Here is a 24,490-nt window from a genome sequence, read left to right on the forward strand (position 1 = left end):
GGTCTAGAACTGGCACGCATCCTAGAGTACGTTCTCTAACTTTGCCTGTAACGGCTGCGTGGTAATAACGAGTACGATCCTCTCCCACACTGTCTGGTCAACTAGGGCTATTTCTCAAGCCCACACTGTATTGTGAAGCAATCAGTGCTGGGTTATTGACTTAATTTCTCACTACAAAGTAAACTCCCCAAGTATCAAACCCTGGTTCTTTGTTAGTCATCCACTCTCTAGATTCAAGCAACTCCATCTCAAATTGCTTGAGTAGTAATTCTACTTCTGGTTTAAACAAATAACGCATTCGGTGAGTTTCTTGAAGTTCTTCGACAACACCGTTACCTTTATCTTTAATGAAGACTTGATATTTAACATCTACCAAGTTATCATTAGGATGCATGATCGGTTCAGCAATTCGAGTAATTTGTACTTGCTCATCTTCTAGTCGCTTAATTCTTACCGTTGGACGATCGCTCAATACAGCAGCTCCATACCAACAATCAAATATCAGTACACCACCAGGTTTTAAATGTGTTTTAGCTGTCAAAAAAGCAGCTTGTAAATCTTCATTTGTCGTTTGGTAGCTAAAGACGTGGAATAATGATATGATGCAATCAAACTGCTGTTCTAGACGAATTGAGCGAATATCACCTTGTAAAAATTTTAATCTAGATGATAGTTGTTGAGGAAGTTGCAGAGTGCGATCGCTTGCTTTGTCCAACATCTCACTACTCAAATCAACCCCGTAAACTTGATAATTTTCCTTAGCTAGTAGTATTGCGTGAGTACCAGTACCACATCCCAACTCTAGGATAGATTGGGTGCATGGTGCATAAAGTTTGAGCAACTCAACAATAAACTTTGCTTCTCCAACATAATCTTTGTCTTGGTAGAGTAAGTCGTAATAACGAGCATAGTTACCAAAAACACTCATATGAATTTAACTCCATCAAAAGCTTACATATAAACTCAATAGAGATAACATAGGCTTCAATTGTCTTAATTATTACACAAATACTCCTTTTTGCCACCAAACTTGATTATTAAATACATCATCAAAACTTTTTTCTTTAAAGTAGAAATTATATATTTCTAATCGAGAATAATTTTTATGAAATTTGTCTATAATTTTTCTTGTCAATTTAGAGAAATATTCTCCTTTATCTCCACCTAGAACTTCCATCTCATTGGTTAACCTCATATTAAGGAATTTTAAAATATTCTTTAAATATAGATATTTTCCCAGATATTTAACAAAATATCCTTGCATATGCCAAAAAGCGACTTGTTGTTCATTAATAAAATCAATATTATTTATTCTTTTATATCTAAAGGGCAAGTTTTTGTTCCAGGGACTATATACATGAAGATATAAAGGATTTTCCCAGAGAATATAAGATTGCAGATTGCTGATGATTTCTTGAGGGTTATCTTGGCTAATTCTATCAGTATGAATTAAGTGAGAAAAAAAATCTTGATCACTGGAAATAATCCTTCTAAATCTGCTACCTGCCCATTTATTTTCTTGTGATAACTCCCATTCCTCCCGCTCTTGCCAAGCTTGTTCTGAATACTCTTCAATATTATTAACAAAAACCTCAAGCTGAGACTGATATTGATTAAACCAGTCTTTGTCACTAATACAAATCAACGCCGGACAACCTTGCAGCATGAAGGTTTTATTGTGCATTTTTTGCTGTAGAATAGATGGATCTTCATTAAAGACAATATCACCATCATAGTGTGCGATCGCTTCCCCAGATAGATATTGCTCAATTACCAACCATCTTAAAAAACACTTCTTTTCATAATCACCAAATCTTGACAGAGCCGAATATTGATTACTTAACGAAGCAAATATCTTACTACAGTCATGTAGACTATATCCTAACTCCTCCAAAGAATTTTTATACTGTTGATCAATTCTGTCAAAGCCATCTAAAAATAGAATTTCAAATTGATTACTAAAACCCAAAGCATGATTACGCTTACCCAAAAAATTTAATGGAATCTGCTGTTCAAACTCATGTGAATTATTATTACACCATACACAAATAACACTTTTCATATAGCAGTCCTAAATAATTTGTTTCTTTTCTTGGTGATCTTGGCGTCTTCTCTTCGAGACGCTGCGCGAAGGCGGTTGATAACTCAAATAGGATTGCTATAGAAATAACTTTTAAACAACAATTTCCCTCAAGCAAACACATACTCTTTCTACCTGCGCATCTGTAAGAGCCATACCACTAGGAACATAGAAACCACGACGAGCAATTCGTTCTGCCACAGGGCAAAACACACCATCAAACAAACCCATTTTTTGGAAAACAGGCTGCTCATGCATACACCAGAAAAAAGGGCGAGTACCAATTTTGGATTGAGCTAACCTTTTCATTACCTCAACTGCATCAAAAGGCAAGTCATCTTTTAAAACCAAACCATACACCCAATAGATATTGTCAGCGTAGTCTGTTCTTGGTAAAGGAAGTTGTATAGCGGAGATATCTGACAATAACTCTGTATAACGCGCCCCAATATAACGTTTACGAGCGGCAAATTCGTTTAATCGCTCTAGTTGAGCCACCCCAAGCGCAGCTTGCAAATTTGTCATGCGGAAATTCCAACCTAATTCTTCATGCACAAAGCGTTTTTGGGGTTGAAAACACAAATTGCGTAAAGCTCGACAGCGCTCCGCCAAATGCTCATCATCAGTAAGCAGCATTCCGCCCTCGCCAGTGGTGACATGCTTGTTTGGATAGAAGCTGAAAGTACTAATATCACCAAAGCTACCACATGAGCGTCCATTGTATGTTTGACCATGCATTTCGGCTGCATCTTCAATGATTTGTAGCCCATATTTGTCAGCCAAGGCTAGTACTGGCTCCATATCTACAGGTAGCCCATAGATATGTACAACCATGATGGCTTTGGTTTTGGATGTAATTTTGTCTTCTACTTGGCTAACATCCATATTCCAAGTGTGGCGATCGCAATCTACCACAACTGGTACAGCACCTGCACGAACAATAGCCGCTGCACAGGAAATAATTGTGAATGTTGGTAGAATCACCTCATCTCCTGCCGCGATTTTGAGTGCTGCCACTGCCGCATCAAGAGCGACAGAGCCGTTGCTCACAGCTATGCCATATTTGCGCCCCATCCGCGCCGCAAATTGTTCCTCAAATTTCTGGACAAATGCTCCTTCCGAAGAAATCCAGCCACTGTCTATGCACTCAAGCAAGTATTTCTTTTCATTCCCATCTAAGAGTGGCTGGTTAACTGGTATTGGCTCCATCACTTACCTACCTACTATCTTGGCTTGGGCTGTAGTTATCCCATTAAAGCGGGTTTTATCATGTTCTCCTACATAGGGCCCTTGTTTGACCTCAATCATTTCAATTTCTTCTAGCACCTCAAAACCATGTCCCCCAGTGACTAAAAGAATCACATCACCAGACTCTAAGATGCGGCTGTCTAGATATTGCTGCTCACTGTTGTAGAAGTCTACGCGCAGTTTACCTTTTTTAATCATTAAAACTTCTTGAGTGTATTGCACTTCGCGGGGGACAGGATTGTGAACGTGGGGTGCAATAATTTTACCTTCTGGATGGCGCATATACGCCAGCTGCTGAGATAGCTTACCTGGTGTGAGAAAGTGAATACCAGGCTCGTTAAAATCACGAGAAATAATCAGAGCTAGGAGCTGACTGTGATAGGTAACTTCTTCAACCATTGCAATACCAACCCTTTCTTATTGCTAGCTTTTAACAGTCTTGTTGCTGGATGTCTCTTTTTTTATTTTCTTTACAATATAATAGTTTCTAGCATTTTTGCTGATTCCAATTTGATTTTTTTTTCTTTATTAGCCTAAAATTCCGTAAAGATTTCCTCCTTAAATTATTTATTAAAATAATATTCTGCTGTCTTTAAGGTATATTCCTAGTAATTTAATAGTTGATTATTTTCGTCTCTATCCTGACCCCAACCATCTACATATTTTGTTCTATCTACTCGACCAAAGATCATCTTATCTAGCCAATCTGCCAATTTTTTAGTCAAGATATCATTACCATACAGCCCATTCTTCCGGAAAATTTGTAATTGACGATACATTCCCACATTACTTTCATTAATAGCTACGTTTTTGCTGAATCCACCATAGTGAATAAAGCAAGGCTGATATTTAGAGTCTAAAACTGCTATGTCAAAACCACAATCATCTTTAAGCGCTTTTTGAAAGTAACCAGCGTCATCCCAAGCATTACGTCGTACTGCACCTTCTGATAAGATTTCTTCATAATAGGCATGAGAAACATTGCATTGAAGTGCTTCACGCTTGTATATACAAAACCAAGTATTCCAACGTTCATTTAAGCAAATAACTTCATGAGAAAAAGAATCATATACCTTGGGCATGGTTGGGTAATAATCAGTGGAAATTGCCACTAATTTAGAATTTTTTTCTAGTTGTTCGAGCATTACTGGAATGAACTTTGCATCTAAAATCTCAAAATCTGCATCTACAGTTGCATGATATGGTGTTGTAATTTTCTTTAATTCTCTATCCCAAATAGTTGCTCCTCTTTCAAATGGTCCTTCTAATTTAGGATCTGTAGGTTTTTTATCATCAGTTTGCCATTCGTTTTCAACAATCTCTACAAAGTCAAATTGTCGCCAAACAGGGAAGTATTTTTGTTTAAGAGCGGAACTAATCCAATTAGAATAAACTTGTAATTTAAAAGGAATATTCTTGATTTTGGCATAACTTTTGACTGCATAATCAGCAATTACCGTATCACGGTCAGTTACAATCATAAAGAATGTAATTTTAGGGTTCATCTAATTTCTCCCTATTGAGACGCCAAGAAGATTCACTTATTTCAACAACCAGTCTTGCTCCAAGACTAATTTTTGAAAATCCTTGTCAAAAATTAAGCGCAAAATGTATTTAATTTGAGACTGGGTTCTCGTCGCATGGAGCTTAATATTTAAGGCAGTAGGATCGTTGCGTTTGCCAATTACTAGGGATTTTAGCCAGAATTTATTCTTGAGAGTAATTTGCACAAGATGCATCAGGAGACGAAGCTGGTTGGGAATACCGTTGTTATGATAGTGAGAGTACATATCGCACGCTCCCTCATTTGCCATGCGACGACAGAAGTAGTCAACTGTCATGCGTGATGGTGGAACATGATGGTATGCGATCGCATCAGGTATGTAACCAATTAAAAGATTATTGTCCCATAATTTACGATTCAGTCCCGATTCACCATCTCCGAGCCAAATATCACCAAAGCTTTCTGGATTAAAACCACCTACCTTAAATAACACATCACACCGAATTGCCATGTTGACACCAAAGAAAAATCCTTGAGCATCAAGACGAAATTCAGCATACGGTTCCATCAAACTCAGTATGGTGAACATTTTAGAATCTCCCATATAGTCTAGTAACCATTGAGGAGGTGAGGCTTCCCATACTGGTCGAACAGGACCACCTGCTGCTACCATTTGAGGATGTGCGGTAAAAGCTTGAGCATATGCTTGTAGCCATCCTGGATCGAAAGTAGCATCATCATCAGTAAAAACTAAAACATCTCCTTGGGCATTCTTTGCACCAGTATGACGAGCATTGTGTAAGCCTAGTTGTGGTTCTGGTATATACTTGACTCTGACTTTTGCTGTTTGATTAAACTTTGTTACAGCACTTTCTATTTTATGAGCGGCAGCGTTATCAATAACTAAGAGTTCAAAGTTTTCCAGGGTTTGCTCTTGCAAACTTTTCAGAGCTTGTAAGAGAACATCCAAACGATTGTAAGTTGGAATAATAACTGAAATCAACATTGTTCTTATTAAGAATAATTTGATGCTGATACAGACCATTCTGCTTTTGCTAGAATCTTACAACTATCTGGTAATCCTGAATTACCAGTACCAAAAAAGTCTCCTCCTTCTACATTAATAGATGCGGCATCATCAACTAAATCTAATATTTCTTGATCATTATGAGAAATAAAGATTAAAAAGTGGTACAAGCCGTTTGCTAATGGTAAATTGTTAATCTTACATCTTACATAACCAACCTCTGGTTCTAAAGTTAGATTACTGTTAGTAAAGTTAGTCCGAAAAAGCAAAATCGTGTTCCCTCTTTGATCTAAAAAATCAAAGCTAAAAACAACATCATGTAGAGGCAGTCCTGTATTATTTAGATAGCCCACTTCCAAATAATAATCTTTACCTGATTGTAAAGAACTTACTTCTTTATAGGCAGCATCTAAAACTCTGAAGCTAATTGCTTTTATCTTTAGCGAACCTTTACGATCTTTTCGCTCAGCCAAAGATGTTTCGCGTATGATTGTGTAAGTCTTTTCTAAATAAGCGTTAATTGCCGTTTTTGAGTTGCTATCCATGTACAATCTGCCTGCATCCAACATGATGCCTCGACTGCACAGCGACTCAACGGCATTCATACTATGGCTGACAAACAAAACAGTCCTTCCTTCTTTGGTTGATACATCCTCCATCTTCCCTAGACATTTCTTTTGAAATTGGGCGTCTCCCACTGCTAACACTTCATCAACAATCAGTATCTCTGGCTCTAGGTGAGCTGCTACTGCGAATGCTAAACGTACATACATCCCGGAAGAATAATGTTTGACTGGCGTATCTAAAAACTTTTCCACTTCTGCAAAAGCCACAATCTCATCGAACTTGCGTTCAATCTCCGCTTTGCTCATCCCTAGTATTGCACCATTGAGAAAAATATTTTCTCTACCTGTAAGTTCTGGGTGAAAACCAGTTCCCACCTCCAGTAGACTAGCAATTCTCCCTTTAATCCGAATCCTTCCTTGGGTAGGTTCTGTAATTCTACTGAGAATTTTTAGTAGCGTTGATTTCCCTGCTCCGTTACGCCCGATAATGCCAACTCTATCACCCTGATTAATGTCAAATGATACATCTTTTAATGCCCAAAACTCTTCCCGTTTCTTGTTTTCTGTTTTGGCTACAGGATTGATTACCTTCGCAAAGGATGTAACTGCATTGGCGATCGCTCCACGAAATGTTTTGTATGCTACATTTACTTCATCATGATGTGTGATGATGTACTTTTTGCTCAGGTTTTGAACAGAGATTACAGTATCTGACATTTACCGAACTCCTACTTCCATCACATATTACCTCAAATCAGTAAATGTGCGTTTCACTTCAGGGAAATATCTAATACCATTTTAGTCGTAGAAGTACTGTTACTCATATATCTACCTGTGATATTGCATATTTTTTGATAATATCCGAAATCTTGTGCCAAGAAAATATCTAAAATTTAGGAATAACAATGTAGAGACGTTCCGCCGAAACGTCTCTACTAAGTAACAAAATTATCAACTGTTTATTTGCTGCATCAAAAGCAGACAATTAAATACGGTATATACTTGAGAATAGCGTAATATTATATTTATGAAGAAAAACAAAGCCTTTAGCAATCCGGCTAAATTAACTGCCTTATTATGCCTAATAACTATCTTCCTGACACCATTTGTGATTGTAGATGCTGGACAACGTGGTGTACTAATGCAGTTTGGTCAAGTACAAGATAACATATTAGGGGAAGGAATTCATGTCATTATCCCTATAGTCAATACTGTAAAAAAGTTAAGTGTGCGTGTACAAAACCAAGAACTTTCAGCAGAAGCATCATCTAAAGATTTGCAAGATGTTTTTACAGATGTGGCACTAAATTGGCATATTCTTCCACAAGAAGTCAATGGGATTTATCAACAAATTGGTGAGGAAAAGGCAGTTATTGAGCGAATTATTAATCCAGCGATTGAAGAAGTGCTAAAGGCAGTAATGGCAAAATACACTGCTGTTGAGATTATTACCAAAAGAGGAGAGGTAAAAGCAGAGGTAGATGAGGCTTTGACGCAACGACTAGTTAACTATCATATAGCCGTGGATGATATTTCCCTTGTGCATGTTCATTTCTCTCAACGATTTAGTGATGCTGTCGAGGCGAAACAAGTTGCCGAGCAAGAAGCAAAACGGGCGGAGTTTATTGCGGTAAGAGCAGCAAAAGAGGCACAAGCAAACGTGAATATAGCACAAGGAGAAGCTGAGGCGCAAAGGTTATTAAAAGAAAATTTGACACCAGATTTACTGAAAAGACAAGCTATTGAAAAGTGGAATGGTAAGCTACCTCTTATTGTTGGTAATGGTGAGCCAAAATTTTTCGATTTAAATGAACTTATTAAAGTTTATGAAAGTAAGTGATAGTAAGTAGGTTGGGTTGAGGAAACGAAACCCAACATAATTCTTGGTTATGATTGGGTTGCGCTCTGCTTAACCCAACCTACTATCCGATTTCTGCTCAAATACTGGGGAATAAGAAAGAAGTATCCACAATCTTCAATTGAATTAATGCTAAAACGACAAGGGTATATATAGTGGAAGTAACTAAACCTGTAAATAACTCTTTTTTGAGATTTCGCTCTTTGGGTTGGTTTTGAAAAACATCCATAGTTCCTGCTTGCATCAAGATAATTCCCACAACGTTAGAGAGCCAGTAGCCAATAATTACGCAAGGTAGAAGTAATTTTGGGTTAAAAAAACTACAAACATACCCAAAACCATAGGCAATTGGCAGATTAAATAACAAGTCGTTCCACCAGCATAGTGGCGAGAGCAAATATCCTAAAACTAAAAGTAATCCACCTCTTAGTTTCTTCAATATCTCTTGTTTTATATCCCTTTTCACAGCAAGTGACTGCTCAAGGTTTGTTTGTTCCAATACTGGCTCTTGAGTAACTATCTCGATTTTTTGCATAAAAAACATAAATTCTATCTCTTTACCGTAGTTTAACGAAAAACGGAAAGAAAGTCTACTGGAAAATAAAAGAGCTAATTATATAAATATCTACCTGTGGATAGATGTAATTTTTGAGTATTGACAAAACTATTTGGGAGGGCATCGCCTATCATAGTGATTCAAATTGACTCACCTAACATCCGGTCAATATTGGCTTTGAAATCTTCAACATTGACAACTATATCAGCATTATGAAATAGCGCCCATTCTTCCATCATCGGATTGGAATCTTTTGGCATTATATAATTACCTAATTCCGATTTACATTTTTGGTAATAATATTTTAGGTCTAATGCAGATGCGAGAGAGAAATAGCAGTTATTATATTTATCTCCTGCTTTACGCAGTTCCAAAACCGAACTACCTGCTTCCATAAATAACATATTTGTCAATCCTGCTCCATGACTTGAAATTAAATATTTTGCATGAAAAGCAATACTGACTTGCTCAGCAAATGAATAATTTTCAGCTATGATTATTTCAAAACCATGTTGCTTTAATAAAGCTATCAATTCCTCTTCATTAATAATTTTTCTCATTCTAGCTTTAGCTCTACTTATATATATCTTATCTCCTAAAGATACATTTAGTTTATCACAATAGTAATTTCTATAAATTTCTCTAACTTGCTTAACTAATCTATCGTTATAATCGCCTGATGAAGCAATATGAGTCGGGATGATTAACTTATTTAAGTTATACACTACATTCTGAGACATAAATATTAGGTTAGAAAGAGGAAAAGCCTCCAAGGACTCTGCCATAAACCTAATATTTTTGTAATGATAGGGTAATATTATTTTAGGCTTCTCTATTTTCTTGAGTGCAGCAACAAGTCTCGGTACAACATCTAATAGCCAATGAAAATAGTTATAGCTCTGCTCATCAGTAATCCAAAGATAATCATCTTCTTGCAACGTAATACTTTTTCTCAAAAAATAGTTCTTGAGTAAAGATTTTATGTCTTTTTTAAGAATATCCAGTGAAAAAGAATAAATATAATCCTTGCTATAGGACTCTTTGAAAATATTGAAATCTTTAAATATTAATCCTTCAGGACTTATCCTGACATTCCGCAATGTTAATAATCTGGTTTCCTCTGTTGATTTTTTTAGTTCATCTGCAAACAAAAATAAGTCATTATCAATTAAATTTACTGGCAATTTTCTGTAACTAACAGATGCGTCTAAAAGTTTCATCGCCTTATCCTCAAGCTTAACAAGTATAACACTTTAGATAGATGAAATTATTATAAAAGAATCTTAATGCAAAAAAATTAGTCACCTATGGAACAAAGCGATCGCCAAAATGTTAAACTTTCTCGACAAAGGTATGATGACAATATGCCAATATGGCAATGCAAAATGACGGTGAGTCTGACATATCCAGGACACTTTTACGGTGGCTGCACCACATCCCACCACCTGTGCGCTACGTGCTGGTGATTACAATCTACCTCATTGCCTGGGGGATACTAGATAAAGTATCAACTGCGTTTGAAACGACGCCGGAGATTCAAATTTGGTATCCACCGTCAGCACTAGATTTCGTCCTCTTGTTTGTGTTTGGTATCCGCTACACTTTAGGGCTGTGGCTTAACACGTTCGTACATCAATATATAGTAACTCAGCGCCACCTCAATTTGGTGACATTGCTAATCTTCAATCTTATTACAACGGCAGGCTACGCAGGAGCTAGCGCCCTGCTACTATTCAAGCTGCGCATCAACCCCCGCTTGCGTCAGTTGCGCGATGTAGTGTGGTTTAACATTGTTGCCGTATTTACCGTACCATTAATCGTCGCTGTGCTGCAAGTGGTAAACTTTGCTTGGAGTGGAATTATCCCTTGGTCTAAGATAGGCACGTATACACTGCATTACTGGGCGGGAGACGCTACTGGCATCGCAATGCTAGCTCCAGTTTTGCTAATTTTGTTTCGTTTGCTGCCCCGCATTTGGTGGCAGAGTGAAGAGCAGCCTGTGCCGGAGGAAAATCTGCGCTTACCCACACGCCAAGAAATTCCGGAGTTGGTGGCAGAGGGCGTTGCACTGGGTATGGGGATTTGGGTTGGGTACGGTGTGCCGCGAAGTGAGCGTCTAGACTATACCTATTTCACTTTTTTACCACTGTTGTGGAGCGCTTTGCGGCACGGGTTTGAAAGAGCGGCGGTGACAGTTTTGTTAATCAACGTTTGTGTTGCATTCTTGGTGCGTACAGAATTAGGTTTCTCTCATTTTTTGGCTTTGCAGTTTGGCTTAATGGCGATTTCGCAAACCGGCTTGATTTTAGGTGCGATCGCCACCTATCGTATGCAAGTAGAGAAATCGTTACGGGATTCTAACAAACAGTTGGCTTACAATGCTGCTCATGATAAACTAACAGGTTTACCTAATCGATATTTGTTCATAGAACGTTTACACAGAGCTTTTGATTCAAGCAGAAGCGATTCTGTGTTCGCTGTACTCTTTCTTGACTTGGATCGGTTCAAAGTAATTAATGATAGCATGGGGCATTTAGTTGGCGATCAGTTACTAATTGCCATTGTAGGTAGACTGAAAGCTTGCTTGCGCCCAGTGGATACAATTGCGCGTTTTGGCGGAGACGAGTTTATCATCTTACTGGAAAATCTTTCGGATGTTAGCGACACAATAGGTATTGCCGAGCGGATACAGACAGAACTAAGGTTGCCCTTCAATTTAAATGAACAAGAAGTATTTATTACAGTAAGTATCGGCATCGCCCTAAGTGCCACAGGTTATAGTCAGCCAGAAGACATGTTGCGTGATGCTGATATCGCCATGTACCGAGCCAAGAATCAAGCCCCAGCACGCTATGAAATTTTTAACACGAGGATGCATCAAAAAGCGGTAGTACGGTTGCAGATGGAAACAGATTTGCGCCGAGCGATTGAACGTCAAGAGTTTCTCATGTACTACCAGCCGATTGTGTCCTTAGAAACTGGTAGAATTATTGGGTTTGAGTCTCTGCTGCGGTGGCAGCATCCACAACGTGGTTTGGTTTCTCCAACTAAATTTATCCCCATAGCCGAAGAAACGGAACTAATTTGCTGTATTGATAAATGGGTAATGGGTGAGTCTATACGCCAAATGCAGCATTGGCAACAAATTCAGAGCGTACCCTTATCAATCAGTGTCAATGTTTGTCACAAACAGTTTATTCAACCGAATTTAGTCGAACAAATTAGCCAAATTATTCAAGAAACAAGCTTCGATGCAAACCATTTAAAGTTAGAAATTACTGAAAAAGTGATGATGGAGCAGTCTGCTACTACCAAGCTTACGCAACTAAAAGCCTTAGGTATTCGGTTAGCGATTGATGATTTTGGTACAGGCTACTCATCATTAAGTCGCCTGCACAGCTTTCCCATTGATGAGTTGAAAATTGATCGCTCTTTTGTGAGAAAGATAAATACTGAGCAAGGCAAACAAATTACCGAAACCATCATCACCCTGAGTCAAAAACTTCGTGTGGATGTGACAGCAGAAGGAATAGAAACAGCACAACAACTTGCACAAATAAGAAATTTGAAATGCCAATATGGGCAGGGATACTTTTTTTCTCCACCTTTGCCCAGTCAGTCGGCTGAGGCTTTAATTGTGGCAAATCCTCAGTGGTAAATGCATCAACAAGCTCCCCTCTAAGATACCCGACTTCTTTAAGAAGTCGGGTATCTTACTAATAATAAGCGCCAGCGACAAGACTGTAAATGAGAGCAGTCAGTACAAACAAAGAGATAGCAGAGAAAATATATTCTCTTTGCTTGAGAAAAACCAATAGGGAGATGACAACACGAACTATGGGAGTAGCAACTAACAGGAGTAATCCAAGTTGAATAATACCACTGTAACTTCCTGATAAAGCTGCTGTTACCACACCTGTTGGAGAACATAACTTGGATGGTACTCCTTGGAAAAACCCATAGTCCACAGGTTCACTACCATGTCGAAGCAAATAGAGTATGCCTCCCACTAAAACTACACTACTAGCAATCAAAACACCGTATTTAAGTAGATTGCTCAGCAACTGCTCAAATTGTTGTTCACTCAATGTTTTCAGATTACTATTAGCATCAGCCTCGTTATTTACGCGCCGTTGAGCTAACTGTTCAACATCACAATCTGGTTCTTCTTGCTGTAATAGTAGTCTACTTACTTGTGAAAACCACGGAAAACCAAAACTTAATTTTTCCATCATTTTATCATCCCCCTGATAAGCTGTTATAGACCATCTTCAGAGCCATTACCACTAGCACAAAACTGAAGATAATTCTGAGTACTTGCGTCTTAGCACCTACAAGAATTTTTGCACCTAAAAAAGCTCCTGGCAATACTCCCAACATCACAGGCATTGATAAACCAGGATCGATATACCCCCGCGCTAGGTATACTCCTGCTGACGCTGCGGCTGTTACACCAATCATAAAATTGCTAGTGGTAGTAGAAACTTTGAAAGGGATACGCATAACTTGATCCATTGCTAATACTTTAAACGCTCCCGAACCAATACCTAGCAATCCAGATATTACTCCAGCTAATAACATCACGCAAAATCCCAAAGGAAGAGAATGAACTTGGTAAGAAATCACTCCATCAGGGGTTGGATAAGTGCTATCAAGTTTTAGATAAGTTGATAGCACATCAGGTGATTCATTTTCAGGATTTTCGAGTTTGGGTTGTTGTGAAAGGTATGCTGAATAAAGTAGGACAACTGCAAGGACGATAGTTAAGGCTTGAACTGAAATAAAAGTAGCAATTAAAGCGCCAATTAATGCTCCTATTGTTGTCGCTACTTCTAAAAACATTCCCAAGCGTAAATTAGTATAGCCTTTTTTTATATATGTAGATGCCGCGCCTAAGGAAGTAGCAATTACCGACACTAAAGAAGCACCAACGGCGTAGCGAATATCAACTCCAAATACTGAGGTTAACAAAGGGACAATTACTACCCCACCGCCTAAACCAGTCAACGCTCCTACTAAGCCTGCGGTAAACGAGCCAATCCACACTAGTAAAGAAAATTCTAAGATACTCAAACTTTTATTCCTCTTTTTATTTATGTATATAAAAATAATTCGCTAAAATTTGTATGTTTTAATACTATTATTACCGTTATATTTTGCTGTAGAGACGCGATATATCGCGTCTTTACAAGCGTCAATGGTTACAAAAAAGGCAATTCGTCATTAACTAAAGAAATTAACGTCAATGTACCACTCTCAACCACAATCAAAGCACCTAATCCCATTAAAACAAAAGGTACGAGGTTATTACCGTGGCTAATCATAATTTCCGCAATTGCTCTTTGATGAGTTAATTTATATGCAACGAAGCACAAAACTCCCACGAGTGTAAAGAATACCCCTAAAATTACTACCAGGCTCTCCCAGGTACTACTAGCAAACAACGGAACGTAAATACTAATGTTGTCACTACCATTAGCAAAAGTAACCACTGCTACACTGTAAGTCTGTATATTGAGAAATTTGGCGAGTAACGAGTTTTGAGATGGTTGTGTATCTTCCTCTACTTGCTGGGTATCATCTTCACGATTCAACAAGCACTTGATCCCAATCGCGATTGGCACTAAACCCAATAGTCCAATCCAAGGTCGTGGTAAAATAAAACCTCCAAAGAAACCGGGAAGACTAGCAATGACTAATGCTGTAAATCCCAAGTACTGCCCTACTATTATATGCCAACGACGAAATGCCGCATTCACTTGAGAGAAAAATAACGTCAGGATCACAATATCATCAATATTGGTTGCACTAAAAGCAACTATCCCTGAAGCAATTGTCGTCACTAATCCACTCATGTCTATAACTTTTCCTCACTGAATCGAGCGTGAATCTCTTCAACTCCCTGCCGCATTTGGTGCATCACTCTTGGAGAACGCCGTTGCATCATAAACCAGCCACAGGTGACAACTAGATACCCTAAAAATAGGTAGGGAAATACATTATAAGGAGCTTCAGGTACAGGGAACATACTACTACCAGGAATACCGACGCTACCAACAATCGGAATCATCATAAATGCGATCGCCACAACTGAAAACACCACATCCACTCTACGCATTTGTCTGATTCTATATAGATATAGAGGTGCGGCAATGGAAATCAAGATGTACATAGTTAAAAAGCCGTAGCTACAAATTGCCCCCAAATAACCCATACTCTCATACAGTTTGATGTGAAACATCGACATCACTGCTGGGATGAGAAAGATAATGAGCGAACACATTGTCACGGCAATGTGGGGTGTTTTATTTGCAGAGTGTGCTTTGCCCAACTTGGAGTGAAACAACCCGTGCTGCGCCATCGTAAAGAACACTCTCGCAGCCGGATTAATACAGCCCAACACACAAGCAAAGAAACTCAATAGCGCACACAAAGCAATGGCTTCACCTAAGAAACCCATTCCCACCTGTTGTGACAAGAAACTCAACGGTTCCTCAGTTTTAGTAATCGACACTCCCGTACCCGCGAAACCCAGCATCTCTACATATGTGGTGCTAACAAAGAAAATCCCCGCGAGAATCGCACTACCCATCACAGCTAGGGGGATCGTTTTTAAAGGGTGTTTTGCTTCATCACCTAAAGAAGTGGCACTTTCAAACCCAGAGAAGCCAAACATCACCAATACCAATCCTGTGGCGATATTCCCTAAGTTGACACCTTGCAAACTAAGTTGAGACATATCTAAGGCAAAACCTTTATGCGCCCAAATAATCCCGCACAAAATTGCAATCAGCATCAACGAGATGCCTTCCATCCACAGCATTGCCACAGCACTAAGCTGAATATCTTTATATGCTGCATACCAGGAAATTCCCGCACCGATCGCCAATAGTGTAATACTATCCGGATGTATTCCCATATGACCTAGCATCATCCCACTGAAGTTGGCGAAACCGCACAGTACTGACATACCTGTGAATAAATAAGCCAGCACTAAACTCCAACCACCGATAACACCTGCCACCGGACCTAAACCCTTAACAATGTAGGAGTACAATGAACCCGGAGAAGCTGAGCGACTGGCAAACTGATTAATATTGATGCTCACAAAAACCAATCCTATTCCTCCAATGAGAAACGATAGCCAAGTACCGTTACCAGACAGAGCAACGATTAAACCAATGTTCGATGCTGGTATGGTTGTCGGTGCGATTACGGCAAACGATTGCGCTAGAACTTCTGCGAACGAAAGACACTCAGGCTTCAAACCGTGAACACTTTGATGCGATTCTACTTTCTTTTTCATTTGGCAGTTTGTGAAGTGCGAGATGACCCTTATGTTATTAAATGTGTGGATAATTATTAACTGAATTTTGAGTTTAATTTTTTCTGTTTTAACTGTTCTATTTTGCTTTCATCGTGGTAAACATTTCTAAATTGTTGGGACTTTTGACTGTTAACAGTAAATATTTATCTATTTTTTAGCAGCGCTCCAGTCAAATTTGTTTGGTGAAGACAGATTCATAGTAACTCATGTATCTTCCATAATCAAGTATTAGTATCAAGTTTTTCTTAATCCTTTCTTAATAACTTTATTTTCCCCTAAACTCATCGGAATAATGGGTATTAAAAGTTGAAAAATATCAAGAATTGATAACTTAAAAAAAAGTTAAAAACAATACCCGAAAAGCAGAGCGGAAATATCAAGATTAAAAGCTAATTACTGCTAAAACCGTTATGCTACCTTGATTATGAGGATATACAGCCATTAAGTAAAGTGTTTGGAAAATAAAATTTGTGAGAGAAATTGCATAACAGCACCAGAGGTGTTATGGTAAATATTGCTTCTCAATACAAAGGGATAGTTAATAGAAACTCAGCTTTAACACTAGATACATTGTTGACAACTTTGTTAAATAGTCATAAGCTGCATTTTGTCAAATTGGAGACAGATAAAATGAAAGCTTGCAAATATATTTCCATAGTGGTGCTGTTGCTGGTAAATTTAGTATTTGCCCAACCTTCATTAGCAGACGCACCAAAGTTTAGTAAAAATCCTGATTACAAAGCGTTGACTAAAGAACTAGTTTCTTTGCAAAAAGTCAAAGATAGCCAAAGTGAAATTGAAGGTTATACGCCAGAGCAAATCGAACAGAGAATAAGTGAATTAGAATTTCAAAAATATGCTTTCGAGTCAGGTATATACTGGGGACAATGCACCAATCAGACAGGTAAAACTTTAGCGGTTTATGGTCCAGAACCAGATTTAGACGATGATGATTACTCTAACGGTGCCACACTCTATTTTTTAGCTAATGGTAAGACGACAAAAAATCAATGGGATTGTAAAGGAGTATACCTGCCCACTGATGTGACGATCGCTTTAAACTCCAACGGACAAAATCAAGAATTGACTGGTGGTGTTGTCATCAAAGTTCTGAACGGAACAAAATTAGTCCTCAAAACAAATCCAGATACGGGCGCAATAGAATTTAATAGCGCCGGAACTAAAGTCCTCAAACCCGGTGAAGTTAAATGGTTTATTCCTAATGTGTCGCAGGATGTTGTTGATGCAAGAGTAACCAATGCGCCAACCAACAAGGCATAAATTTTAGCTTTCATATTTACCCCCAACCCCCTTAATAAGGGGGCTTATTTTTACTTGTAGTCATACCATTTCTCCACAAGCTGACTATAAACGCTCCCTTCTTGCCCACCCCCCCAAGCCCCCCCTTAATAAGGGGGGTAAAGATGTGTGGCAACTATAAGAAAAATTGTTATAATTGCCTCTTCTGTTGAACTACTTAGTACAGAGCTTAAAACTTTCTTACAGAAACAAGGGTATAGTTAATATTTGCTTAAGAATTAAAGAGCAAATCTTGCACTAAAATTCTTATACAAAACAGAAAGATGGATTTTCTCTCAAACACAGTGGCACTATCGCGGATGCAGTTTGCACTCACCGCAATATTCCATATACTTTGGCCCGTTCTCACCACGGGTATGGGAATATATTTAGTTATTGTCGAGGGAGTGTGGCTGAAAACTCGCAATCAAGATTACTATCTTCATGCCCGCTTTTGGTCTAAATTCTACGTGTTAAATTTTGGGATTGGTGTAGCAACAGGTATCCCAATGGAGTTTCAATTTGGCACAAATTGGGCACCTTTTTCGGAAGCTGTAGGCAACTTTTTTGGTAGCGTCATTGGTTTTGAAGCTTCTTGGGCGTTTATGCTCGAAGCTGCTTTCTTGGGAATTATGTTGTTTGGCTGGGAGAGAGTGAATCCAGCCATTCACTATATGTCCACAATCTTGGTGGCTGTAGGTGCAAACCTATCAACCCTGTGGATTTTGACAGCAAATTCCTGGATGCAAACCCCCGCAGGAGGGGAATTAGTCAATGGCAAATTTGTTGTTCACGATTACTTTCAAGCCATCCTCAACCCTTTCATGGCAAACAGTGTTCTCCACATGTTTTTCGCTACATTGGAAACATCTTTATTTGTGATTGGTGGAATTAGTGCTTGGTACATCCTCAATAACCGCCATCCAGCTTTCTTTGCTAAATCATTAAAGATTGTTTTAGCAGCAGCGATCGCAGTTGCACCCCTACAAATATATATTGGTCACTTAAGCGGTGAACAAGTATATCACTATCAACCTTCAAAACTAGCCGCAATGGAAGCGCAATGGGAATCCACACCTGCAGGGCAACCAGCAGATTGGAGTTTACTTGCATTACCCAACGAAAAAGCGCAGAAAAACGACTGGGAAATCACGATCCCCAATGCATTAGGTTATATTCTCGAATTCAAAAAGAACCTCTCAGAACCAGTACACGGATTAAAAGAGTGGAAACCAGAAGATCGTCCTCGGTTAGTAGGTTTAATTTACTACGCTTTCCGGATTATGATTGGGATAGGCTTCTTCTTTGCCGGGTTGATGCTCCTCAGCGTACTTCAATGGTTACGCGGTAAGCTCAGAGAAGAAAACATTAGCCAACAACGCTTGTTAATGCTTGGTTGGATCTTTGCCGCACCGCTAGGATACATAGCAGTAGAATCAGGCTGGATAGTGCGTTGTGTCGGAAGGCAACCTTGGGTATTGTATGGACAGATTCGCACAGTTGATGGAGCATCTCACATCCCTGCCAGCAATGTATTAGTTTCACTCACAAGTTTTGCCGTAGTTTACACACTTTTATTCATTGCTGCATTATACTTTGGTAGCAGAATTATCCGTAAAGGACCAAATCTCAACTTACCCATTCCAGGTGTTGAACCAAGTCAACCAGCAGTAGACACCACTCCTGGACAGTTTATTCCAGATGAACGTCCAGTAGAAGCTCAACAATAGGAGACTGTATGGAGACTTTAGAATATTTCTTACCCCAGGTATGGTTTGTCATTTTGGCTTTGTTTCTCTTCCTCTACGTCATGCTAGATGGATTTGACTTAGGAGTAGGTATCCTGTCACTCACCTCCTCAGATGATGAACGTCGGGGTATACTAATGACCAGCTTGAGCAACATTTGGGATGCCAACGAAACCTGGTTAGTACTCATGGGAGGAGGTCTTTTTGGTGCATTTCCCCTAGCTTATAGTACCATCCTCAGTGCCTTGTACATCCCCATTCTCACAATGATCTTCGGGTTCATATTTAGAGGAGTAGCTTTTGAGTTTCGCGAACTCGCAAACCGAAAACTATTTTGGAACTTTGCCTTTGGTGCAGGAAGTTTCGTTGCCGCCTTGGGGCAAGGATTTGCACTTGGCGCTGTGCTAAAAGGTATCTCTGTAGATAAAACGGGACACTTTATCGGCACATCGTGGGATTGGTTGAGTTGGCAATCAGTATTAGTAGCATTGACATTAATTCAAGCATACGTCCTGATTGGTTCAACTTATCTAGTTTGGAAAACCACAGGCGAATTACAAGCAACTCACTATAAAACTGCTAAACTTGCCGCTTGGACAACATTAATTGGCGCAATTTTCATCACAGTATCGACACCGATATTTTACGAAAGTGCCAGAGCGCGTTTGTTTCAACAGCCCCTAGTTTATATCTTTGCGACAATTCCCATACTTGGAGTCTTGCTAATATGGCAATTGTTGCAAAGCCTCAATCGTAAAGAAGAAAGAGCGCCTTTCGTCTGGACAATACTACTTTTTGTGCTGACATTTTTAGGGTTAGGATTGATCGTCTTTCCCTACATCATTCCCACTCAAATTACCATTTACGAAGCTGCAGCCGATCCCAGTTCATTGGTAATTATGATTATCTTCATTGGCTTCCTCATCCCCGTGATGCTATTCTACAACCTCTACCAATATATTGTTTTCCGGGGTAAAGTTACTGGTGGACATTACGGCGGTTAATGTACCTCGTACCTACCTCGTTCCCAGTCTCTGACTGGGAATGCCTACTTTGAGGCTCCGCCTCCTTTTCTTGCGACACCGCCACACCAGCATAACATTCATATGGCTCGTACAGGCTACACTCTACCAGTTTTTGCCGTCGCTGCGGCTAAGGCTGCTTTGATGCATTTGTGTACACCCCCCAACCCCCCTTATGAAGGGCGGCAAGGAGCTTGCGCTCTAGGGGAGCAAGCATTATCAACACAAATCGATCTCCTTCCTGAAGTAGCAGAGATTCCGATTTCTCAGGTGGCTATTTTAGATAGTCATAGTGCCTTAGCTATTACACTCAGCGATCCTGGTGATAACTTAGATTTAACCCGCAATACGCCAATTTGGGCTTGGGTAAAGTTGTCTGAGCGAGGAGCGCAACCACCATTAATTTTAGTAGCAGGAGAGGGGTTAGGAAAAACAGCGTCTGGAGAATCAGCTATATATAGTTATGCTCGTCGTCTGTTTGATGCTAATTTATTACCACTGATTCCCACAAATTTAACTGCAACAGTAACGATTATTTTACCTGAAGGTCGTCAACTTGCTCAACGCACTTCTAATGAAGCTTTTGGTATATTGGAAGGGCTAGCTTTGTTAGGTACTAGTGGTATTTCTCAACCGCTCTCTGCAGCAGAGCATTTAGAAGAATTTCGTCAATCTTTGCAAGATAAAGTTAAAGTTTGTGCCGATATTGTATTCTGTATTGGTAGTAATGGGATGCAGGTGGCTGAACGATTAGGCTTACCAAAACAAGCGATCGCACAAACTGGAAACTGGATAGGCGCTCTACTTGTAGAAGCTGGGTTAACAGGAGCAAATTCTGTCCTGTTGCTAGGATACCACGGCAAGCTGATTAAGTTGGCTGGTGGGATTTTTAACACTTCCAGTCATATAGCAGATGCTAAATTAGAAATTATGAGTGCTGCTGTTGTAGCCGTTGGCGGTAATATACAAGCTGTCCAAGCAGTCTTAGAAGCAAAGACTGCCGATGCTGCTCAGAAAAAATTACGTGAACTTGGTTTAGCAGAATCCGTCTTTCGTCACCTAAGTGAAAAGATTAGTTACAAAGCACAAGCATACGTACAAAAATATGCTAATGCGTATCTCAAAGTAGGTACTATTTTATTTGATCGCCAGGGTGAGATCATCTCTCAAGACTCGCAAGCAACAGAACTATTGACTTTACATTCCACACATAGACCAAATCTGTCTCCCTATCACAGCTAAAGCCACACCAATCATCACCACAAGCGTCAGCTTACCACCAGGGACAAGCGTTTGCTCTATCCTACCTGAGTATAGTTGGCGTTGCTTCCAACAGATCAATGCCGGAATAATTCCAGCAAGAATTGAACTACTAAATGTTCCAGCGTAATCTAAGGCAGTGAGAAAAATGCCAGGATTAAGTGTCGAAAGACTTAGAGGTGGGAAGAGTATTAAAGAAAATAAGGGTAGGCGACGAGAAAGTTGATTTGGTGCTGGGGAAATATCTTTGAAGAAATCTAGTAAGCCGTAGACAAACCCGATGAAAGAAGTGGCGATCGCAAATTCAGAAAACACAGAGACAAGCACACCCAACAATTCTCCTGCCCCACCGTTACGGAGAGCTTGCAGAGGATCAAAAACAGCACCGCCAATTCCTTGAATTGTATCAGGACTGACGCTACCTAAAATCACAGCGTTCCACGCCAAGAACATGATTAAGGGAATTACAGAACCAATAATAATCGAAGAGCGAATTTTGCGCACATCTCCTTCTAGTTGAACCGTAACAACCGGAATAATATTGTGGAAAAATAGCGCCACAAACATGACTGAGACAGCAGGAGGAAGCGCACTCCAGTTTTGTACCGAGAATTGGGAAGGATGAATGTGTGTTCCTGCTAGTAACAAAAGCCCGATAAAAGAAACAATTACAATCGCTACAAAGGCGCTGTTGAGTTTTTCCACCAGCTTCTCGCGCCCAAGGTACATAATTCCGCCAAATAAGAGGGTAAATGTGGTTGTTCCTACCCATACAGGTAAATCGTTTTGCACACCCGCAACTTTCTCTACCGCCGAACCGAGAATTTCTCCGCCTTGTGCAATATAGGCTACTAGTAAGGTGTAGTGGTAAAACAGATACGCGCCACCTGTTATTCTGGCAATTGGTTTAGATAGAGTACTTTCAACCATTACCAATAAACCGTTACTTGAGCTTCCCCCAAAACGCATTGTATTTAAAGTTACTTCTACTAGTAATAAAGCTGAAACTAAGGCGTACAGCCAAACAGCAATTAGCAAAGCTGTAGATGGTACAACACCAGAGGGTAACGTTACCGCAGGTAGGGCAAGAATACCAGCACCAACTGTCGTTCCTGCTATCAGCGCAGTACTTCCTAACACACTACCCGGTTGATGACTGAGTTTATCACCATCTAGCTCTAGGTTAGAAAACAATCGGGAATCCGGCTTGAGAACAGTCTTCATAGGTTAATGCTTATATACTTGCTCTTTGTATGGACTTACTGCCACCAATATTAACTTATGTAAATATATACTAGCAAAAACTTTATGATTGAGTTTATGAGAATATAGCTATATTTTGATATTTATGTTATTATCGAAGACTATCATAAAAAACCTAAGCAAAAGAGCGAAAACAGGATCAAAGCCGAGGAGTAATAGTTTTCAGGTGTTAATACATTAGGGCGATCGTGATTATACTGTCACTATCAACCTGTAATTGGTCTTATGCTTGATATTAACTAGGGCTACCAAGGTGCATTACCATGACCAGAAACCGTCCCACTACCATCTGTACCAGACTTAAGGAAATTATTGACGATGTTCAGCCTGTAGCAAGCGAAAATCGTTTAAAACTTCCTGAACCCCCGCCTTCCCATACCAAGTACCCAGTACCACCAGACGAGGATTCACGAAAACGTAAATCTTAATTACATTTTGTTGGGTGCTTTAATACAGCCTAAGAATAAATTCTTAGGCTGATAGCTAAAGTCGGCTTTAGCCGACTAGCAATTTTCTGAATCTAGTCCGTTTCAACGGACTTGAGCTTTCAGCCGGGTCACTTGAGTGACCCGGCTTGGGATGAAGTGAGTGTAGCTAAACTTCTACCTTTTGACCGTTGTAATTAAAATCACTCTCAATTGATGATTGACTCTTTTCTCTATTCTGAAAATTTTCCCATAAATCAAACAGCCGATCCAGAGCATCTCTTTCATCCACAGAATGAAAGAGGATGAGACTCGCCCAAGATTGAGTAGTTTGAATGTTATACCTTGAGCGCACCCAAGACAAAAACTCTTCAAATTCTTGGTTTTTCTCGTCTTTGGGTAAACCAAGTTGATTTCGAGCCAGATCGTATCCGTAATAAAATGACTGAAAATCAAAAATTGAGTACCTACTCAAATAGAGAGTTGGTCTTTTTTTGATTTCTGGTAAGAGATCAGAAAAACTTCCCATACAAAACCTCCTCTGTGATTTGCTGTTACTCTAAAACTGCTCTACAAGCATGAAATTAAGGCGATTGCCGGGAATAACAACTAAATCTTGGAGCCATAGTTCTATTGGTTTTCCTTCAGGATACAGATTATCAAACACTTTTTCTACTCCTTCTATTTCAATAACAATTCCTTCATGGAAACCATTAGTAGCAATCTGTTGATTGGTTCCATCATCGTAGATAATTCCTTGCAATCCATGTGGTGAAAGAGTTTCGACTCGAATATTTCTGCCTTTAAGCTTTTGGCTCTTCAAATAAGCTTTAATAGGGGTAGCACATTGTAAACAAGTACCAACGTCGTATGCAAGGGCAATCGCCCTAATTTCATTAATTTGATTGAAGCGAATTTTTCCTCCTTCACTAATAAAAAATTATTTTTAAATTGAGTTTGAAGAGTGGGAGCATCCCATAAGCAATTTATAAGCTATTCTGAGTTTTTATCAACAAATGTTATGCATATGGTGAACAAGTGTTCCCTTTTTGATCAGATTCAGTATTCTTGTCGCACTCTTTACAACTAATACAGCAGTACAACCGAGCTATACACTCATAGTTAGATTATATGTCAGATAATATACTCAGACTTGCAGAGCAAGGTGACATTAAGGCGATCGCAAATTATGTGTCGGAGTAAAGTTTACTGTGTCGGCTGTGATAATGATCTGCCAGTAGGTCGTGTTATCGCCCAATTGTAACTCTTAAGCTAACAGATGTGAGCAATCCCTAATTATGAAGTGA

At 39.4% G+C, this 24,490-nt stretch carries 23 protein-coding genes; 7 read left to right on the forward strand and 16 right to left on the reverse strand.

The features are described 5' to 3' along the window. Positions 1–160: 160 nt before the first annotated feature. The 7 genes from ICL16_RS28725 to ICL16_RS28755 all read right to left on the reverse strand — a co-directional run bounded on the left by ICL16_RS28725 (position 161) and on the right by ICL16_RS28755 (position 7,142). Positions 161–928: a class I SAM-dependent DNA methyltransferase gene (locus ICL16_RS28725; RefSeq protein WP_190834993.1), complete on the reverse strand. Its 768-nt coding sequence runs from the start codon at positions 926–928 to the stop codon at positions 161–163. A gap of 72 nt (positions 929–1,000) precedes the next feature. Then, positions 1,001–2,062, reverse strand: a complete 1,062-nt coding sequence (locus ICL16_RS28730; protein ID WP_190834995.1) for a hypothetical protein — start codon at positions 2,060–2,062, stop codon at positions 1,001–1,003. A gap of 111 nt (positions 2,063–2,173) precedes the next feature. Further along, entirely contained in the window at positions 2,174–3,289 is a 1,116-nt protein-coding gene (locus ICL16_RS28735) for a DegT/DnrJ/EryC1/StrS family aminotransferase (protein ID WP_202895766.1), read from the reverse strand. A gap of 3 nt (positions 3,290–3,292) precedes the next feature. Beyond that, on the reverse strand, positions 3,293–3,727 hold the full coding sequence (locus ICL16_RS28740; protein WP_190835000.1) for a cupin domain-containing protein: 435 nt from the start codon (positions 3,725–3,727) through the stop codon (positions 3,293–3,295). A gap of 206 nt (positions 3,728–3,933) precedes the next feature. Continuing rightward, positions 3,934–4,833 carry a hypothetical protein gene (locus ICL16_RS28745; RefSeq protein WP_190835001.1) on the reverse strand — a complete coding sequence of 300 codons (900 nt, stop codon included), beginning with the start codon at positions 4,831–4,833 and terminating at the stop codon, positions 3,934–3,936. A gap of 36 nt (positions 4,834–4,869) precedes the next feature. Next, positions 4,870–5,838: a glycosyltransferase family 2 protein gene (locus ICL16_RS28750; RefSeq protein ID WP_190835002.1), complete on the reverse strand. Its 969-nt coding sequence runs from the start codon at positions 5,836–5,838 to the stop codon at positions 4,870–4,872. A gap of 8 nt (positions 5,839–5,846) precedes the next feature. Next, a complete protein-coding gene (locus tag ICL16_RS28755) occupies positions 5,847–7,142 on the reverse strand; it encodes an ABC transporter ATP-binding protein (RefSeq protein WP_190835003.1) in 1,296 nt (431 codons plus the stop codon). 310 nt (positions 7,143–7,452) lie between these two features. Here ICL16_RS28755 and ICL16_RS28760 point away from each other — a divergent pair, with 310 nt between their 5' ends. After that, positions 7,453–8,265 carry a prohibitin family protein gene (locus ICL16_RS28760; RefSeq protein ID WP_190835004.1) on the forward strand — a complete coding sequence of 271 codons (813 nt, stop codon included), beginning with the start codon at positions 7,453–7,455 and terminating at the stop codon, positions 8,263–8,265. 97 nt (positions 8,266–8,362) lie between these two features. Here the strand turns inward: ICL16_RS28760 and ICL16_RS28765 are convergent, their stop codons facing one another. Further along, on the reverse strand, positions 8,363–8,818 hold the full coding sequence (locus tag ICL16_RS28765; protein WP_190835005.1) for a DUF7980 family protein: 456 nt from the start codon (positions 8,816–8,818) through the stop codon (positions 8,363–8,365). 161 nt (positions 8,819–8,979) lie between these two features. After that, positions 8,980–10,059, reverse strand: coding sequence for a glycosyltransferase family 61 protein (locus tag ICL16_RS28770; protein WP_190835006.1), 1,080 nt, complete (start codon positions 10,057–10,059; stop codon positions 8,980–8,982). 152 nt (positions 10,060–10,211) lie between these two features. Between ICL16_RS28770 and ICL16_RS46150 the strand changes: the two genes are divergently transcribed. After that, positions 10,212–12,497, forward strand: coding sequence for a putative bifunctional diguanylate cyclase/phosphodiesterase (locus ICL16_RS46150; RefSeq protein ID WP_238360999.1), 2,286 nt, complete (start codon positions 10,212–10,214; stop codon positions 12,495–12,497). Positions 12,498–12,555: 58 nt separating this feature from the next. Here ICL16_RS46150 and ICL16_RS28780 read toward each other — a convergent pair whose 3' ends face one another. The 4 genes from ICL16_RS28780 to ICL16_RS28795 form a co-directional block, all read right to left on the reverse strand. Further along, complete coding sequence (locus ICL16_RS28780) at positions 12,556–13,071, reverse strand: DUF1634 domain-containing protein (protein ID WP_190835174.1); 516 nt, start codon at positions 13,069–13,071, stop codon at positions 12,556–12,558. 7 nt (positions 13,072–13,078) lie between these two features. Then, positions 13,079–13,912 (reverse strand): sulfite exporter TauE/SafE family protein, encoded by an 834-nt coding sequence (locus ICL16_RS28785; protein ID WP_190835007.1) that lies wholly within the window; start codon positions 13,910–13,912, stop codon positions 13,079–13,081. A 128-nt stretch (positions 13,913–14,040) separates the two neighbouring features. Further along, complete coding sequence (locus tag ICL16_RS28790; protein ID WP_190835008.1) at positions 14,041–14,694, reverse strand: cadmium resistance transporter; 654 nt, start codon at positions 14,692–14,694, stop codon at positions 14,041–14,043. Positions 14,695–14,696: 2 nt separating this feature from the next. Next, the gene (locus ICL16_RS28795; RefSeq protein ID WP_190835009.1) at positions 14,697–16,145 is read right to left on the reverse strand and encodes an APC family permease; all 1,449 of its coding nucleotides are present in this window, start codon (positions 16,143–16,145) and stop codon (positions 14,697–14,699) included. 651 nt (positions 16,146–16,796) lie between these two features. Here ICL16_RS28795 and ICL16_RS28800 point away from each other — a divergent pair. The 4 genes from ICL16_RS28800 (at position 16,797) to cbiD (ending at position 21,477) form a co-directional block, all read left to right on the forward strand. Beyond that, positions 16,797–17,447 (forward strand): hypothetical protein, encoded by a 651-nt coding sequence (locus tag ICL16_RS28800; protein ID WP_190835010.1) that lies wholly within the window; start codon positions 16,797–16,799, stop codon positions 17,445–17,447. A 302-nt stretch (positions 17,448–17,749) separates the two neighbouring features. Continuing rightward, on the forward strand, positions 17,750–19,195 hold the full coding sequence (locus tag ICL16_RS28805; RefSeq protein WP_190835011.1) for a cytochrome ubiquinol oxidase subunit I: 1,446 nt from the start codon (positions 17,750–17,752) through the stop codon (positions 19,193–19,195). 8 nt (positions 19,196–19,203) lie between these two features. Further along, on the forward strand, positions 19,204–20,217 hold the full coding sequence (cydB, locus tag ICL16_RS28810) for a cytochrome d ubiquinol oxidase subunit II (RefSeq protein WP_190835012.1): 1,014 nt from the start codon (positions 19,204–19,206) through the stop codon (positions 20,215–20,217). A 102-nt stretch (positions 20,218–20,319) separates the two neighbouring features. Next, on the forward strand, positions 20,320–21,477 hold the full coding sequence (gene cbiD / locus ICL16_RS28815) for a cobalt-precorrin-5B (C(1))-methyltransferase CbiD (RefSeq protein WP_190835013.1): 1,158 nt from the start codon (positions 20,320–20,322) through the stop codon (positions 21,475–21,477). Here cbiD and ICL16_RS28820 read toward each other — a convergent pair. Beyond that, positions 21,433–22,719, reverse strand: a complete 1,287-nt coding sequence (locus ICL16_RS28820; protein ID WP_190835014.1) for an amino acid permease — start codon at positions 22,717–22,719, stop codon at positions 21,433–21,435. The genes cbiD and ICL16_RS28820 overlap by 45 nt on opposite strands. Before the next feature lie 302 nt (positions 22,720–23,021). Between ICL16_RS28820 and ICL16_RS28825 the strand changes: the two genes are divergently transcribed. Then, positions 23,022–23,186 carry a hypothetical protein gene (locus ICL16_RS28825; RefSeq protein WP_190835015.1) on the forward strand — a complete coding sequence of 55 codons (165 nt, stop codon included), beginning with the start codon at positions 23,022–23,024 and terminating at the stop codon, positions 23,184–23,186. A 166-nt stretch (positions 23,187–23,352) separates the two neighbouring features. Here ICL16_RS28825 and ICL16_RS28830 read toward each other — a convergent pair whose 3' ends face one another. Then, positions 23,353–23,712, reverse strand: a complete 360-nt coding sequence (locus ICL16_RS28830) for a hypothetical protein (protein ID WP_190835016.1) — start codon at positions 23,710–23,712, stop codon at positions 23,353–23,355. Between the two features lie 30 nt (positions 23,713–23,742). Then, on the reverse strand, positions 23,743–24,117 hold the full coding sequence (locus ICL16_RS28835) for a papain fold toxin domain-containing protein (RefSeq protein WP_190835175.1): 375 nt from the start codon (positions 24,115–24,117) through the stop codon (positions 23,743–23,745). Positions 24,118–24,490: the final 373 nt, after the last annotated feature.

The organism is Iningainema tapete BLCC-T55 (assembly GCF_014698965.1).
Taxonomy (GTDB): Bacteria; Cyanobacteriota; Cyanobacteriia; order Cyanobacteriales; family Nostocaceae; genus Iningainema; species Iningainema tapete.